Origin of the sequence: Brevundimonas sp. CEF1 (assembly GCF_051353055.1) — a bacterium.
Taxonomy (GTDB): Bacteria; Pseudomonadota; Alphaproteobacteria; order Caulobacterales; family Caulobacteraceae; genus Brevundimonas.
In genome coordinates this window covers 1,968,871-1,982,599 of sequence record NZ_CP195593.1, presented here as the reverse complement: position 1 = coordinate 1,982,599, position 13,729 = coordinate 1,968,871, and the positions used below count along the sequence as shown (strand labels likewise).

General features: G+C 66.5%; 10 protein-coding genes and 1 pseudogene. 7 read left to right on the top strand and 4 right to left on the bottom strand.

The genetic code is table 11. The annotated features are described in order from the left end of the window. The first annotated feature begins 81 nt into the window (after positions 1-81). Both ACR9FL_RS10225 and ACR9FL_RS10220 read left to right on the top strand, forming a co-directional pair. Positions 82-1,592, top strand: a pseudogene (locus ACR9FL_RS10225) (alginate export family protein). A gap of 191 nt (positions 1,593-1,783) precedes the next feature. Continuing rightward, a complete protein-coding gene (locus tag ACR9FL_RS10220) occupies positions 1,784-2,134 on the top strand; it encodes a hypothetical protein (RefSeq protein ID WP_003167189.1) in 351 nt (116 codons plus the stop codon). A 43-nt stretch (positions 2,135-2,177) separates the two neighbouring features. Here ACR9FL_RS10220 and ACR9FL_RS10215 read toward each other — a convergent pair whose 3' ends face one another. Next, positions 2,178-3,047, bottom strand: coding sequence for a hypothetical protein (locus ACR9FL_RS10215; RefSeq protein WP_054765649.1), 870 nt, complete (start codon positions 3,045-3,047; stop codon positions 2,178-2,180). 552 nt (positions 3,048-3,599) lie between these two features. Between ACR9FL_RS10215 and ACR9FL_RS10210 the strand changes: the two genes are divergently transcribed. Then, complete coding sequence (locus ACR9FL_RS10210) at positions 3,600-5,408, top strand: amidohydrolase (protein ID WP_054765650.1); 1,809 nt, start codon at positions 3,600-3,602, stop codon at positions 5,406-5,408. 174 nt (positions 5,409-5,582) lie between these two features. Here the strand turns inward: ACR9FL_RS10210 and ACR9FL_RS10205 are convergent, their stop codons facing one another. Next, positions 5,583-6,224, bottom strand: a complete 642-nt coding sequence (locus ACR9FL_RS10205; protein ID WP_436355499.1) for a TetR/AcrR family transcriptional regulator — start codon at positions 6,222-6,224, stop codon at positions 5,583-5,585. A 66-nt stretch (positions 6,225-6,290) separates the two neighbouring features. Here ACR9FL_RS10205 and ACR9FL_RS10200 point away from each other — a divergent pair, with 66 nt between their 5' ends. Genes ACR9FL_RS10200 through ACR9FL_RS10185 form a run of 4 tightly spaced genes read left to right on the top strand, consistent with a single transcriptional unit; the run spans position 6,291 to position 11,033 of the window. Next, positions 6,291-7,706 carry a TolC family protein gene (locus ACR9FL_RS10200; RefSeq protein ID WP_292046211.1) on the top strand — a complete coding sequence of 472 codons (1,416 nt, stop codon included), beginning with the start codon at positions 6,291-6,293 and terminating at the stop codon, positions 7,704-7,706. Further along, positions 7,703-8,755: an HlyD family secretion protein gene (locus ACR9FL_RS10195; RefSeq protein WP_017505076.1), complete on the top strand. Its 1,053-nt coding sequence runs from the start codon at positions 7,703-7,705 to the stop codon at positions 8,753-8,755. Before ACR9FL_RS10200 ends, ACR9FL_RS10195 begins: the two co-directional genes overlap by 4 nt. Beyond that, entirely contained in the window at positions 8,752-9,915 is a 1,164-nt protein-coding gene (locus tag ACR9FL_RS10190) for an ABC transporter permease (RefSeq protein ID WP_054765652.1), read from the top strand. Before ACR9FL_RS10195 ends, ACR9FL_RS10190 begins: the two co-directional genes overlap by 4 nt. After that, a complete protein-coding gene (locus ACR9FL_RS10185; protein ID WP_054765653.1) occupies positions 9,912-11,033 on the top strand; it encodes an ABC transporter permease in 1,122 nt (373 codons plus the stop codon). Before ACR9FL_RS10190 ends, ACR9FL_RS10185 begins: the two co-directional genes overlap by 4 nt. Positions 11,034-11,064: 31 nt before the next feature. Here the strand turns inward: ACR9FL_RS10185 and ACR9FL_RS10180 are convergent, their stop codons facing one another. Together ACR9FL_RS10180 and ACR9FL_RS10175 are read right to left on the bottom strand one after the other, a co-directional pair. Continuing rightward, positions 11,065-11,811 carry a transporter substrate-binding domain-containing protein gene (locus ACR9FL_RS10180; protein ID WP_224761442.1) on the bottom strand — a complete coding sequence of 249 codons (747 nt, stop codon included), beginning with the start codon at positions 11,809-11,811 and terminating at the stop codon, positions 11,065-11,067. Positions 11,812-11,951: 140 nt separating this feature from the next. Next, the gene (locus ACR9FL_RS10175; protein WP_054765655.1) at positions 11,952-13,718 is read right to left on the bottom strand and encodes an oleate hydratase; all 1,767 of its coding nucleotides are present in this window, start codon (positions 13,716-13,718) and stop codon (positions 11,952-11,954) included. Positions 13,719-13,729 lie beyond the last annotated feature (11 nt).

Genomic DNA, 13,729 nt, shown 5'->3' with positions numbered 1-13,729 from the left:
CCGCATCGAAATCGGAACTGCCAATGTCGCAAGGGTCGGCGCTGTCGGCGTCTGCTCCACCTCCAACAAGAGAGATTCGGCATGGCGTCCCGCCACCCCTTCGACCCGACCAATCCCTCTTCCTTCCTCGCCATGGCCGGGCGGCGCAGCGGGTCGCTCCGTCGCGGGGCCGAGAAGCCCTTCGCGCGTCGGCTCTGCTGGAGAGGATGTCTGACGGGGATCGCGGCCATCGCCGTTTCGGCGCCGGCTGCCTGGGCTCAGGCGCCGGCGAGCGTGGGCGGCCCCGGCATCACCATCGAGCGATACAGTGAGGATTGGTCGGTTCTTGCGGACCCGCGGAGGCGCACGGGGCGCTGGACCGAACCGTTCAAATACCTTCCGCTCAACGACGCCGGAGACCTGTATCTGACCACCGGCCTTGAGGCGCGGACCCGATATGAATCCTACCAGCACGGGCAATGGGGGCAGCAGCCACGCAACGACTATCTCTGGAACCGTGTGATGCCCTACGCGGACCTGCATATGGGTCAGCTGCGCGTGTTCGCCCAGCCGATCATCTCAGACATTTCCGGAGCCGATCGCGTCGAGACGCCTGTGGATACGACGGGCGTCGATTTCCTGCAGGGCTTCGTCGGCCTGGAGATGGAGATTGCGTCGGGGACCACATTGGATCTAGCCGCTGGGCGGCGGCTGCGATCCTTGGGCGGCGGGCGTCTGGTGGATACGCGCTACGGCGTGAATGTGCCGTTGGCGTTCGATGGCGCCGATGTCTCCCTGACCCGGGGAACGCGTCGGATCACCGCCCTGGGTCTGCGGCCCGTCGAAAACCGTGTTGGCGACTTCGATGACCGGTCCTCGGACCAGAAGGCGTTGTGGGGGCTCTATGGAACCCAGTGGCTTGCCCAAGACCGCCGGACCGGCGTTGATCTCTATTGGTTGGGATTCCGGGATCGTAACGCGGTCTATGACCAGGGCTCGGGTCGCCAGACCGTTCACTCCTTCGGCATGCGCTGGTTCGGGGTCGAAGGCGGATGGCGATGGAACGTCGAGGGCGTCATCCAGCGCGGCGAGTTCAACGATGCCGCACAGCGGCCTGGGGCGTGGGCGGCGAAATCCGTCGCCGATTTGCGACAGCTCCGCTCAGTCCCGAAGTCGTTATGATGATCGACTACATCTCCGGCGACGACGACCCCGACGACCCCGAGCTGAACACCTTCAACGCCCTGTTCCCCCGTGGGCGGTACTTCGTCGCCCAGTCGCCGATCGGTCCTCGCAACCTCATTCACCTCCAGCCTTCGGTCACCCTTCGTCCCCGTGACGACCTGGACGTCACCTTGATGGGGGCGGCCTACTGGCGCGAGAGCACTCGCGACGGAGTCTATTCCATTCCAGGAGCGCTGGTCCGCAGCGGCCGCGGCAGCAACGCTCGCTATATCGGCACCCAGATCGAGCTGTCAGCGACATGGCGCGCGACACAGGAGTTGGCGCTGGCGGTTTCGGCCGGCGCCCTCGGGGCCGGTCCCTTCATCCGCGAGACCGGATCATCGCAGACCATCTTTCTCGCCAGCGCCATGGCGACCTTCAAATACTAATAAGCGCCGCCCTGGTCGGAAGCGGCTCGGATTCCGGGCGCATCGGCATCCGTCGCGTCCAGCCGCCGCGCTCGTCGCGTCTTCCTCACCAACAAGGCGCAGGGCGACCCTGGCGGGATCGGGGATCATCTCGAGGAACGGTCCCGGCCGTCGGGAATTTGCGTTGCAGACGAACAGACGGAAGCCGCACCATGAAGATGCAGGGATTCATATTCGCCGACGCCGCAATGGAGCGCTCGCCCGGCCAGAAAGACGAGATTGAAACCGGCGATGTCGTTAATGACGCCGACGGCGCGCCGATCAGCATCGGCTACGGGCGTTGGGGGGCGGGATCGAGACTGACCGAAACCATGCGGGTTGATGACGTCATGATCGTGCTGGAGGGCGGACTTGAAGTAACGTCAGAGGGGAAAACCGTTTCGGCCGCGCCCGGCGCAATCGTGCACATGCCCAAGGGGGTGGAGGTGACCATCACCGCCGGGGCCGACGGCGCCAGGACGGCCTATGTGACCTATCCCAACTGGCGCACGGCCCGCAGTTGAACGGGACCGTATCAGGGCCTCTTCCCCGCTCATCGGTCCGTCTTCAGGGTGGTGGAAGGCCGGCTGGTGAACCGTCAGGCCCAAGCCTGCCCCAGACCGCCCCGATCAGGGCGCCGAGGGCCAGGAACTCCAGCAGGAATTGGCTCCAGCTGAACAGGCCGATCCAGGGGTTGTCGCCGGTGAAGACGCCATAGAGGACGGTCCCGCCCACGACGCCTTTGATGAGGGCCGTCAGGAGCGCCAGCGAGGCCAGTCGCGCCCATAGCCGGGCCGGCAGACGATCCCAGATCAGCGCGGTCAGGATGACGGCGCCGACGACGGCCTCGATGAAGCTGACGTAGGCGGCGACGGTGACATGGAAGGGATAGGGGAAGACGAACAGGGGGGCGCGCGACAGATGATCGAAGGTGTCGAGCCAGGGGTTCAGAAACGGATGGATCAGGCGTTGGGCGCCGGTCGCCACGGCCGCCGCCGCGAGCGCCGCGGCCATCGCCGAGATCGGTCCACGCGCCCAACGCACCGCCACCGCGCAGAGCAGTGCGAGGATCAGGGACCGGAGCAGGGGCTTGATGAGGCCGATCGCGCCATAGGCCCAGCCGCCGGTGACCACGCCGTTCATGACCGCGACCCTGAAGGTCTCCTGCAGCAGCACCAGTATGGCGAAGGCGAGCAGCGTCCGGCCCGCCAAAGATCCACCAAGTCCCCGCGGTCCCGCGGTTGCAAGCGCCATGATCAGGCCGCCCGCGACCAAGGCGGTGTGCAGCCATGTCGCCCACAATGGCGGGGTCGGAATGGGGAAGGGGACGCCTGCGGCGAGCAGGCCGACATGGATGCTCAGCGCGATGAAGCCGGCGACGAGACAGGCCGCCGCAAGCACGCCCGTTCGGCGGAAGTCGGAAACTGAGAAAAGCATATGGCCTCGCCGTGCGTTGTTTCCGCCCGCGCACCGAGTTGAGCCTCGCCTTCGCCCGACGCTAGCGCCTTTTCGTGCGCCACCGCGTCTCCATTCGGGGAAGGTTGGAAAGGCAAGAGAGTGAGGCAAGCCGCCTGAGGGCGCCGTCGCAAACGCCGTCCGTAGCCGGAGGCCGGACCGATTGGCCCCTCCATCCGGGCAGACGCCGCCCGAGCCGACGCGAACAGCCGCCAGGGGCAAATCCGGTCGCTACAGCCTCTGTCCTGCCAAGCTGACGGTTGGATCCCGGGGGGCGAAGCGCTGGAACGGCGTGCGCCGGCAGGCCAGCTTGCCCGGTACGTCCACAGAGGGGAAGGCGAGGCGGCTCTAGATCGTTTCGCCGCCACCGTACGCGTTCCTCGCACGGCGACACAGTGTGCCGGTGTCGCGGTCTATCCCGGAGGGAGGAGGCTGCGAGAACCTGTGCATTGGGGCTGCTCAAGGCCTCGCACCGAACTTCGGCGCTCCGGCTCGCGCCGGACCGGCGCCCCTTGCGAGTGAAACGAGGACAGAATGATCAGGACACTTCTCATCGCCGTCGTTGCGGCGGTCTCGTTCACCACTGCGCACGCGCAGACCGCGCCGGTCGCCGGCGCGGGCGCGGACCTGATCGTGGTCAATGCGAAGATCTTCACCGGCAATCGGTCTCAGCCGGAAGCGTCGGCGCTCGCCGTCCGAGGCGGGCGGATCTATTCGGTCGGCTCCGACGCCGAAATCCGCGGCCTGTCGACTGCGCAAACGACGGTGATCGATGCGCGCAGCCGCAGGCTCATTCCCGGCATCGTCGACGCTCACACCCACGTCCTCAATGACCTGGCCTACAACTACAATGTCCGTTGGGACGGCGTGCCGACGTTGCGGCAGGCCCTCGACATGCTCAGCGAGCAGGCGCGACGCACGCCGGAGGGCCAGTGGGTCAAGGTCATCGGCGGATGGTCGCCCTATCAGTTCGAAGAGAACCGCTTCCCGACGATCGATGAGCTGCGCGCGGCGGTTCCGGATCGTCCCGCGATTGTTCAGTACGCCTACAACCGGGCCCTTTTGAACGACCAGGCCATGGCGGCGCTCAACGTCGGCTCCGAACAGTTCGCGCAACTCCCGGATATCGAGATCGAGCGTGACAGCCGGGGAAATCCCACCGGCGTCATCCATGGCTACACATGGCTGTTTCTCGCGCTGGAAACGATGGTGCCCCAACCCAGTGTCGAGGAGCAGGTCAGCTCGATCACCTACAGCGTTCGCGGCCTGAACCGTCTGGGGGTGACCTCGATCATCGACAACGGCGGCCGGTGGCCGTACCCGGAAGCGCAAGCCCGGGTCGATGTGCTGGCCCGCGACAATCGCCTGAATGTGCGCATGCCGTTCGTGGACCTCCAACTCGGCGACGGCGGTCCGGTCAATATGGTCGATCTGGAGATCGAGGCCATCACGAGGACCGCTCCGATCAGTCCGGGACAGAACCTGCATCCCACGCTCCAGCACGGTCATGAGTATCGCGGGGCGGGCGAGGTGCTGAACGGAGCGGTGCACGATCACGAGAATTTCGATCGGCCGGCGGTGATCATCGATCCTGACACGATGCAGCGCTTCGTCGAGGAGGACGTCTCTCGGCTGATCGCGCGACGCATCCCCTTCCGGATGCACATCTCCTACAACGAGAACATTACGCCCTTCCTCGACGCCTTGGAGCGGGTGAATGAGACTGTGCCGATCGACGGCTTGCGCTGGAGCCTGGAGCACGCCGAAACCATCAGCCCGGAAAACATCGAGCGCGTCAGGCGACTGGGCGGCGGTATCGCCCTGGACGCCAAGATGGCGCTGCATGCCGATGGCTTCATCAAGACGCACGGGCGGGAAGCGGCCTTGCAGACCCCGCGTCTGCGTATGCTGGTGGACAGCGGCATCCCCCTGGCGATGACGACGGACGCCTTCCGGGCCGCCACCTTCAACCCTTGGGTCGGCATCAGTTGGATGGTGACCGGCAAGTCCGTGTCCGGCTCACAGGCGCTCGCCGATGACAACCGGCTCACGCGGGCCGAGGCGTTGAGGCTGTTCACCCGGGGCGGCGCCTGGTTCATGAATGCCGAGGCCGAGCTGGGCGCCATCGCGCCCGGGAATCTGGCGGACTTCGCCATCCTGGACAGGGACTACTTCTCCGTCTCGGAGGATGAAATCGAGGCCATTTCATCGGTCCTGACGGTCATGGACGGCAGGGTCGTTTTCGGCGTGGAAGACTACGGTGATCTGACGCCGGCCTTGCCGGCAGCGCTCCCGGCGTGGTCGCCATCCAACCATTTCGGCAGCTACTACGGGGACAAGTGACGGCGAGCCGGGCCCCCTCTTAAGAGGGGCCTTGCTTTCATCTGATCATCCGACCGGACGTTTATCCTCTTGATAGGCCGTCCGCCCATGGCTGGCGGCGTTTTGTCCTCGCGTTGCGCCGCCTGCATCGCGGTCGTTGCCGAAGGCGGAGGCGAGCGGGCGGCGCCACGCTCATCACGCGTCGATGACGGACCTTGAGACCAGAAACTCGGCGAAGAGGGCGAGCAATTCCCCGTCCTTGATTGCGGATGGTTCCAGCAGGCGCTGGAACATGGCGCCTTCGTGGACCGCCAGAATGAGACGAGCGACGCGAGAAGACGCGTGGGGGCGGCCGGGCTCGATTCCGCTCCAGACGCGGCAGACGGCCTCTTCGATAACCGAGAGGATGCGAGCCTGCCGTGCGGCGTAGTGGCTCGCCACTGCGGGGTTGCGCAGGGTGTGCAGGCCGAACTCCGCCTGCAGCAGATACCAACTGCGGTCGAAGGCGTAGCCGGCGATGAACGCCCTGACGAAGTTCTCCGCCGCCGGTCCCGGTCTGGACTGGGCCGAAGCGATCGAGATTTCGAGATGCCGTTCAAGCCGTTCGATCGTCCGATCGTAGATGGCGAAAAACAGCTCCTCCTTGGACCGGAAATTGGAGTTGTACGCCCCCCGGCTCAATCCGACCCGTTCGCAGATGTCCTCCTGTGTCGCCCCCTGGAAACCGCGTTCGGCGAAGGCTTCCAGGGCGCCGTTGAGGATACGCTCGCGCGTCTGGGCACGCGTGGGACGGCTCCGGACAGGCCTTGGGCTCAAGAGAGCAGTCTTCTGGATCATTCGATACAGGTATGTATTGAGATGGATCGATGTCAACGCTACGGTCGGCCAAGGAGAACCTCGCTCATGACCTTGCGACCTTCCATCCTGCTGATCCTGCTGATCTCCTCGGCCTGTGCGGCCGCCTACGCTCCCGCATCCAAGGCCCAGATCTCTGACGCCGAAACCTCCGGCCTCCAGACCGTTGGTCCTTTGCCCCTGACCTATCGCGACGCGCAGGCCAGGCTCCTGCAACGCTCGGACGCCATTGAGGCGTCGGACGCCGATGTCCGCAGCCGGGAAGCCCAGGAAAACGCTGTAAGGACGCTGCGGCTGCCCACGGTGGAGTTCGAGGGCCAGATGATGCGGTATCAAAAGACCCTCTATCTGCCGCTGGGGCCCTTGGCGGATGTCGCTCAGGACTACGCCATCAGCGATCCGTTGCAGTTCCAGATGGAACGCGACAGCACGCGGCCGATCGTCACCGCCACCGTCCCGCTGTATTCCGGCGGCCGGATTCCGGCCGCCCAGGCGGCCGCTGAGGCTCAACTCGGCCAGTCCCGGGCTGAGCGCCAGATCGTCGTCGATAACGCCCTGTTGCAGATGACCGAACTCTATTTCGGGCAACAGTTGCTCACCCGGGTTCGGGACGTCCGCCGCGACGTCCTGGCGGGCCTCGAACGCCACCTGGCCGATGCGACGATTCTGGAGCGCGGCGGGTTCATCAGTCGCGCCCAGCGCCTGCAGGTGGAGGTGGCGCGTGACGACGCGGCGCGCGAACTGGAGACGGCCGAAGCCAATCTGGCCAGCGCGGACACGGCGCTCTCTGGGACCTTGAGGGCGCCGTCGGGGATCGATCCGGCTACGTCTCTCTTCGTGCTTCTCCGGCCGCTCGAGCCGCTGGAAACCTATCTGCAAGCCGCCTATCGCGCCCACCCGCAGCTGGAGCGGCTCCAGGCCCTGGAAGACCAGGCGGAAGCCGGTGTCACCGCCCAGCGCGCCGAGCTTCTGCCGACGGTCTATGGCTTCGCCCAGTACAACTTTGATCGTCGGGACACCTTGTTGACCGATCCGGACTGGTCCGTGGGGGTCGGTCTCCGTTACACCCTCTTCTCCGGCGTCGATCGCTCGCAGAATGTCCGCGCCGCGCGCGAGAAGGTCGCCCAGGCCCAGGCGGGGCTGCGCGAGGCGCAAAGCCAGATCGAGATCGGCGTGACCCGATCCTGGAACGACGCGGAAGCGGCCCGGCGGCGGTTCCAGAGAACCGACAGCGCCATCGTCGCCGCCGAGGAGAACCTGCGCGTCCAGATGGTCGGCTACCAGGTGCAGCAAACCACCTCGCTCGACGTCATCGACGCCCAACTCGGCGTCGGACGCGCGCGGATCCAGCGCGCCCAGGCCGCCCATGACTTCGTGGTCGCGCTCGCCCGCCTTCTTCATGTCAGCGGCCGGATCGAGGACATGCCCGACTATATCGACCAGGGCGAAAGGATCGCGCCATGACCGACACCCAGGACACGCCGACGCCGAACACGGAGCCGGGCGGGGAACGGGGCGACGCCGGACCGTCTCGACGGCGCCGAAAACTGCTGCCCCTCGGCATCGGGGCGCTGATCGTGGCGGGGCTCGGCGTCGGCCTCTGGCTCAGCTACCGACCCGTTCCCGATCAGCTTCAGGGGATGGTGGATGCGCGGGAGCTTCGGATCACCAGCAAGGTGACGGGGCGGATCGCCGACTTCCATGTGGAGGAGGGGCAGCCGGTCCGGGCCGGCCAACTGCTCTACACCCTCGACAGTCCCGAGGTCGCGGCACGTTCAGAACAGGCGGGCGGCGCCCTCGTCGCCGCCGAGGCCACGGCCGACAAGGCCGACGAAGGTGCGCGTCCGGAGGATATCCGGGCCGCGGAAGCGCAATGGCGGCGCGCGCAGGCGGCGGCGGATCTGGCCCAGACGACGTATGCCCGCACCCAGGAGATGTACGATCAGGGCGTGATCGCGGGGCAGAAGCGCGACGAGAGCCGGGCCAATGCGGTGGCCTCGACGGAGGCCGCCCGCGCCGCTCGCGCCCAGTATGACCTGGCGCTGGCCGGGGCGCGCCGACAGGATCGCCAGGCGGCCGGGGGACAGGTGCGGCAGGCGCGCGGCGCCGTGGCGGAGGTCGAGGCGGCGGAGCGCGAAACCCGGGTGCTGGCGCCGTCGTCCGGCGAGGTGGGCCGGCGGCTCGCCCAGCCCGGCGAACTGGTCCCCCAAGGGTTCCCGGTCTTCATGCTCACGGACATAGAGCATCCCTGGGTGACGCTCACCCTGCGCGAGGATCAGTTCAGCGGGATTCGACGCGGACAGACTCTGACGGGTCGTATTCCCGCTCTGGAGAACCGCACGGCCCGGTTCCGGGTGACCTTCATCGCTCCCGCCGGAGATTTCGCTACCTGGCGTGCGACCCGGCAGTCGAGCGGCTTCGACGTCAAGAGTTTCGAGGTGCGCGTCGCACCGGTCTCGCGCGTCGACGGGCTGCGGCCGGGCATGACCGTCCTGTTCGACTGGCCGCAATGATCGCGGCGTTTCTCGCCGGCGCCCGACGCGAGATCGCCTTTCTGCGCGGGAGCTTCTGGGATCTGTTCCTCGTCGTCTGGCTACCGCTGGCGCTTCTCGCCCTCGTCGCCGTGCAGATGTCGGCGGGGGTTATGCGCGATCTGCCGGTCGCCGTCGTCGACGCCGACGGCGGAAGCGTCGCTCGCGATCTGGTTCGTCGTCTGGACGCCTCGCCCGGCCTGCACGTGGCGGCCCGCCCCAAGGATATGGCCGAGGCCGAGAGCGTGGTGCGGTCCAACCGCGCCTATGCGATCGTCATGCTGCCGCAAGGGCTCGAACGCGCGGTGCTGCGCGGCGAGGCGGGCAGGGTGCTGGTCTTCTACAACGCCAGCTACTCCACGCCCTCGGGGTCAGTGCTGCGCGAGGTCGGCGCCGTGATCCAGAGCCAGGCCCGGACCCTGGCCGCGCAACAGAGCGCGGCGATCCTCGGCCCGGGCCGGGTGCGGCCGGCGCCGATCCAGGTCCAGAGCCGCATCCTCTACAATCCCCAGGCCAGCTACGAGCTGCAACTGGTCGCCCTGATCCACCCGGCCTTGCTGCATCTGCTGTTCATGGTGGCGGTCGTCAGCGCCCTGGGACGCGAACTGCGAGACGGGACGATCGGCGGCTGGCTGGCCGGGCCGCCGCGCGAGGCCGCTGCGGCGGTCGTGGGCAAGATCGCGCCCTATGTGGCGATCTTTCTCGTCTGGGGCGCCCTGGCGACCATCTATCTCGCGGCGTTTCGCGGCTGGCCGGTTGAAGGCAGCGTCGGCCTGCTCCTGGCGGGCTATGTCGGCCTCTATCTCGCTTATGCGGGTATGGCCACGCTGATCGTCGGCCTGACGCTGTCCATGGGGCAGGCGCTGTCCATGACCGCCCTCTATGCGGGCGCCTCCTTCGCCTTCGCCGGGGCCGTCTTTCCAATCGAATCCGCTTCGGCCTTCGCGCGCGTCTGGAGCGCGCTTCTGCCCTACACCACCTTCGCCCGTCTCGTCGCCGAACAATGGATGATGGGCGCGCCCGCGGCGATGTCGGTCAAACTGCTGCTGATCCTGATGACCTTCGCGGTCGTGGGGTTCGGGCTGGGCCTGCCGCGATATCTGGCCGCCTCCCGCAAACCCGATGTTTGGGGGCGACGTTGATCGGCCGGGCCTTCATCGCGACGTTTCGCGCGGTCCTCGCCGACCGGTCGGCCTTCATGCTGATCGTGGTGTCGACGATCCTCTATTCCTTCTTCTACCCTTCCGCCTATTCCGGCGAGGTCGCCGTCCGGATCCCGGTCGCCGTGGTGGATCTGGACAACACCGGGGCCAGCCGTTCGCTGGTGCACAAGCTCTCGGGTCTGCAGCAGGCGGATCTCGTCGCCCGCCTGCCGTCGCCCGAGGCGGCGGACGACTGGTTGCGGACGAGAGGGGCGGGGGCGATCGTCGTCGTGCCTGCGGGGTTCGAACGTCGCATCCTCACCGGCGGGCAAGGGACGGTGGCCCTCTATGGCAACGGCGCCTATCTGCTGCGCAGCAGCACGGCGCTGGCCGGCATAGGCGCGGCGATCACGGCCGAGGCGGGCGAGGCCGCCGTCGATCAGGCGATGGCGCAGGGCGCGCCGGCGCCGCCGGCCCTGTCGGTGATCGCGCACCCGCTGTTCAACACCCGCGAAGGATACGGCAGCACCGTCTTTCCGGGCGTCGGCTTCCTCATCATTCATCAGACGCTGCTGATGGGACTGGCAATGCTGGCGGCCACCCTGCGTGGCGAGGGGGAGCGGCTTCGGTTTGCGTCCCGTCGTCTCCTCGGCGTCGCGCTCGCCTTCTTCGTCATCGGCTGGATCGATGTCGCCTACTACGCCGGCTTCGTCTTCTGGTTCCAGGACTATCCACGGGCCGCCGCCGCGCCCGGAACGCTGATCGTGGCCGGCAGCCTCTTCGTGGCGGCGACGGTTGCAGCGGCGCTTGCCCTGGCGAGCGTCTTCCGCACCCGCGAGCGGCCCCTGCAACTGCTCATGGGCACCTCCCTGGTCATCTTCTTTCTCGCTGGACTGTCCTGGCCCGCGGAGGCGACGCCGACCTGGCTCGCCTTCCTCGCCCGACTGCTGCCCACGACGCCCGGAATCCATCTCATGGTCGGGGTGAACCAGATGGGGGCCAGCCTCGTCGAACAGGGGCGCGAGGTTCTCAACCTCCTGGGCCTCATCCTCCTTTACGGCGGCGTGGCGTGGTGGCGCTTCACCCGGCCGTCCGGAGCGCCCTCGACCGGAGCGTGAACTGCGGCTGGGAATGATCGCCCGCCGCAGCCTAGGCCGGCGCCGGGCGTCCCGGACCGATCGCGAGGGCGGCGTCCTGTCCGCTGGCGACCGGCCTTCGGGCGACGAAGCCGGAGGCGACCAGATCTTCGAAGAGCGCTTCCAGGAAACCGCGCCCGTGAGGCCGCTCGCGGGGGAGGGCGACGGCCTGGTCGATGGCCTGGAAACTGTCCGGGAGCAGGCGGACGCCGGCCCGGTCGCGCGCCGCCGCCTCAAGCGTCTGGCGCACACCGGCGCAGACATCGGCGCCGCCCTCCAGGAAGAGGGCGACGGCTGCCTGGGAGGAGGGCGTATGAATCCGTCGGGCCTGTTTCAGCGAACGGTTGAGAAAGAGGTCGTAGGCGGTGTTCAGGCCCGACGCGATCGTCACGTCCGCAACGTCCACGTCGCGGACGGAGCGGAAGCGGGACTCGGAGGGGACCAGATAGGAGGCTTCGATCCGGACGTAGGGCGCGGTATAATCCAAGACGGTGCGACGATCCGGATCGATCGCGAGGAAGGCGAGATCGCAGGCCTGATCCTGAAGCGCCGCCACCGCCGCTCCCGCCGTGGCGAAGTTCGACAGCTCCATCTCCACGCCGAGGCGCACAGCGATCTCCCAGGCGAGATCGACCGACACGCCAGCGAGAGTTCCGTCCGCCGCCCTCTGCGCCAGGACCGGATTGCCGAGATTGATCGCCACGCGCAACCGCCCCAAGGGCGCCAGTTCGGACCGGATGATGTGCATCGACACGTCCATTCCCTTCTCTTGGAGGGAACTGGACGGCGCTGCGCCGTCCAGCCCTTGAGAAAGCCGTTGCCGTCGGCCTGCGGCGGGTCCGCTTCGGTGATCGTCGTCAGCCATCCTTCACCTTCCTTCGGGACGACGTCGCGCTTCGCTCACTCCGATATCAGGTGAAACTCCTCGATCAGTTTCGCAATCTCGGTGCCTTCAAGCTTCTTCATCAGCAGTTTGCGCAGGAAGGCGGGGCCGGGGACTTCTATGCCTTCGCCATCCCGCAGAGGCGTGACGGCGGCCAGCAGGGTGCGGATGTCATAGGTGGAGTTGAACACTTCCGGCACGCCGCGTTCCACATTCATCAGCGTATAGACGGCCTCCATCGGCGTACGCACCGAATATTCGGTGGTGAAGATGCAGTCGCGTTGTTTCGATTCCGCGAACTGCCCGATGAAGGCGAAGTTGACGGCGCCTTCAGGCACCACGTCCGGCCGGTCGCCGGCTTGGCGCGGCATGAAGAAGGCGGTGATGTAGGGCATCATGGTCGGGACGGTGCTGGCGCCCTTGGCGGCGAGTTCCGCAATCTCCTCCACCGGGACGCCGAGGTGATAGAGCCATTCCTGGGTGATCTCCTCGCCGGTGCAGTCCTGCATGGGCTTCTTCACATAGTCGCCGGGGGTGTCGACGAAGAGGGCGTAGAACCAGGCGATCATCTGGTCCTTGGGCTGTTTCTTGAAATGCGGCTGGCGATGCACCGTCCAACTGAGCAGCCAACTGGAATCCTTGACCGTGACGATGCCGGCGGAGACGATCTTGCCAGTGAACGGGTTCCGCTTGGTGATCTTCTCGACATAGTGGGCGATCCGCGGATCGAAGGCGGTGATCGAGGCCGAGGCCCATTTGGTCTCGGGAATATGGGCGCCGAACACGTCCGGACGTCCGAAGGACGGATCCTTGGCCGCGATGCGTCGCCACAGGTCCCAGGCGGGAGCAGGGCCTTCCTTCAGCTTCGCCGGCGTGTGATGGTCGCCGTTGTCCGAGTTTTCCGTCAGCGATCCGATGGTGATGAAGACGAGATCGTCGTCGCCGAGATCGACCCCGCCCTCCTCGCCCTTCTCGATCCAGTGAATGCGGGTGGCCTGTTTGCGTCCGTTCTGGATGTCGAAGTCCACATCCGTGACCTCCACGCCGTAGCGGAACCGGACGCCACGTTCGGTCAGCCATTTGACCAGCGGCAGGACCATGGATTCATACTGGTTGTAGCGGTTGAACTTGAGCGAGGAGAAGTCCGCCAGGTTGGCGATGTGGTGGATGAAGCGGTGGAGATAGAGCTTCATCTCCAGCGCCGAGTGCCATTCCTCGAAGGCGAACATGGTGCGCCAGTAGAGCCAGAAATTGCTCTTGAGGAAGTCCTCGCTGAAGACCTCGTTGATCCGCTTGTTCTCCATCTCCTCGCGGGTCGCCAGAAAGATGGAGATTAGATCCTTCTGCGCCCGGTCATTCAGCGTCAGCAGATGCTTGTCCGGGACGTCCTGGCCCTGGTTCTGGGTTGTACGCTGCAAGGAGAAGTTCGGATCGTCCCTGTTGAGCCGGTAGAATTCGTCAAGAACGCTGGCGTCCTCGATTTCTAGCGAGGGGATCGAGCGATAGAGATCCCACAGGCACTCGAAATGCTCCTCCATCTCGCGACCGCCGCGGATAACGAAGCCCTTTTCCGGCACGTCCAGCCCGTCGAGCGCCCCGCCGGGAATCTCCAGTTCCTCAAGGATGGTGATGCGATCACCGGGCACGCCGCCGTCCCGGATCAGGAACGCGGCCCCCGCGAGACCGGCCAGCCCCGATCCCACAAACCACGCCGTCTTCCTGTCGGCGCCCTCGGGTTTGCGGGGACGAACAAAGGCCTCATAGTTTCCACTGCTGTAGTGCACGGCGAACTCCT

What these genes read in the sequence shown, in the direction of transcription:
- ACR9FL_RS10220 (WP_003167189.1), top strand. Translation starts at nt 1,784, where the DNA reads ATGAAGATGCAGGGATTCATATTCGCCGACGCCGCAATGGAGCGCTCG.
- ACR9FL_RS10215 (WP_054765649.1), bottom strand. Translation starts at nt 3,047, where the DNA reads ATGCTTTTCTCAGTTTCCGACTTCCGCCGAACGGGCGTGCTTGCGGCG.
- ACR9FL_RS10210 (WP_054765650.1), top strand. Translation starts at nt 3,600, where the DNA reads ATGATCAGGACACTTCTCATCGCCGTCGTTGCGGCGGTCTCGTTCACC.
- ACR9FL_RS10205 (WP_436355499.1), bottom strand. Translation starts at nt 6,224, where the DNA reads ATGATCCAGAAGACTGCTCTCTTGAGCCCAAGGCCTGTCCGGAGCCGT.
- ACR9FL_RS10200 (WP_292046211.1), top strand. Translation starts at nt 6,291, where the DNA reads ATGACCTTGCGACCTTCCATCCTGCTGATCCTGCTGATCTCCTCGGCC.
- ACR9FL_RS10195 (WP_017505076.1), top strand. Translation starts at nt 7,703, where the DNA reads ATGACCGACACCCAGGACACGCCGACGCCGAACACGGAGCCGGGCGGG.
- ACR9FL_RS10190 (WP_054765652.1), top strand. Translation starts at nt 8,752, where the DNA reads ATGATCGCGGCGTTTCTCGCCGGCGCCCGACGCGAGATCGCCTTTCTG.
- ACR9FL_RS10180 (WP_224761442.1), bottom strand. Translation starts at nt 11,811, where the DNA reads ATGGACGTGTCGATGCACATCATCCGGTCCGAACTGGCGCCCTTGGGG.